Genomic DNA, 1,641 nt, shown 5'->3' with positions numbered 1-1,641 from the left:
CCAAAGCACGAGCTGACCAAGCTTACGATCTGGAAACGGCCCGCTCCAAACAGGAAGTAACTGAGCAGGAAATGCAAATCAGGATAAAGAGAAATTTACCATTTACCACCATCAGTCAGGAGAATGTCGAACCGAACGTGAATATGGCAGCAAGCAAGGAAGAATAACAGAGAAAAGGTAAATCATTCTGTTCGTCACATAAAATAAAAGCTGACGTATTACCAATACAGATAGGTTTAATAAACAACCAATGATCCATTGGTTGTTTATTTTTTGCTTTTTAATAAAGCCTAAATTCGTTTCTCTATTACTAAATGTTTGAAACCGGTATTTGGATGTACTTAATACTTAAACTTAGTAACGTATTTAAAGCCAAGTTTTTTCTTTGGACCTACTTAGTCAACGTATTGAAATCAACTATGCGGAGAAATCTCGTTTTATTTTTGCTAGGTAGGATGGTTTGTTGAATGCAAAATCATACATTTTATCGACAAAAATTAGATTCATCATCGTAAATGACACTATCAGCAATATAATATTCACTTATATTTCATTTATATTTTCATCCAACACATTTGGATTCCTCACTCTAGCAACTTCAATAATTTTCTTCATTAACCTCTAACATATTCTGTGTGAAATCTTGAGATTTTAATGTTAAATTAAATACCTTTTCTGACAAAGACGCATTGTAATAAAATTTTGGGTCAGATGATTTAACAGCTTTATTTTCGTGTATGCTAAAAGCTCATCATAAACGATCGTTTTTAGCATGAAACTAATGTCATTTCCACCGTATAAAAAACTTTTTCTAGATAACAGCGGTTAGTATATCCTGTTCTATAGAACGTCCGTTTCTATATATCCTAGTTCATGAGAAATATGACTGGCAGTTTCTTTTGTTTTCTTACGGATAGTTTCTTCAACTTTCTCCTGCATTCTCGTATTCGGACCACTTACAGTAAGCGCAGCGACAACCTTATCCGTATAGTCAAGTACAGGATAGGAAATACCTATTGTTTCTTCATCCTGCTCACCCTTACTAATGGAATATCCATTACACCGTATTTGTTCAATTTCCTTATACAGAATTTCTTTATTTTTAATTGTATACGGCGTGAATTTAGTAAAAGTCATTTTTTCCAGAAGAGCTTCCCGATCTGTCTCGGGCAAATAAGCAAGCAACAATTTTGGACCGGAACCGATATATAACTCAGAACGCTTCCCAACCCTTGTATGCAGCCGTATCGCTTGGCTGCTTTCTACTTTTTCGATGTATACAGCTTCATCTCCATCGAGTATAACCAGATGTACAGCTTCATTAATGTCAGCACAAAGTTCTCTCATCCAGGGTAAAGCAATGGTACGTAAATCTAATTGTTCTGAGACTATGTTTCCTAATTCAAGCAGTTTTAGACCCAAACGGTAGCGAACATCTTGTTCGGTATTCTTTGTCTTTACCAAAAAACCACATACCTCCAGAGAGGTAAGGAATCGATAGGCTGATGGCTTTGGCATATCAGATTTTGTTGCTATTTCACTGAGTGTTAATTCTTTTTTTTCTTCTAAAAAAAAATCAAGCAACTTGAGTGCTTTAATTACACTTTGGTTCATATTTCCCCCCCTTAAACAGTTCATATC

The 1,641-nt window shown here is 35.2% G+C and carries 1 protein-coding gene; it reads right to left on the bottom strand.

Translation table 11 applies throughout. The features are described 5' to 3' along the window. Nucleotides 1-840 precede the first annotated feature (840 nt). A complete protein-coding gene (locus tag ACFVSH_RS26370; protein ID WP_387708767.1) occupies nt 841-1,614 on the bottom strand; it encodes an IclR family transcriptional regulator in 774 nt (257 codons plus the stop codon). Between the last annotated feature and the right edge of the window lie 27 nt (nt 1,615-1,641).

This window comes from Peribacillus sp. NPDC058002 (assembly GCF_042886655.1).
In the GTDB taxonomy this organism is placed as follows: Bacteria; Bacillota; Bacilli; order Bacillales; family DSM-1321; genus Peribacillus; species Peribacillus aracenensis.
This window is presented reverse-complemented; position numbering and strand designations above follow the sequence as displayed.

What these genes read in the sequence shown, in the direction of transcription:
- ACFVSH_RS26370 (WP_387708767.1), bottom strand. Translation starts at nt 1,614, where the DNA reads ATGAACCAAAGTGTAATTAAAGCACTCAAGTTGCTTGATTTTTTTTTA.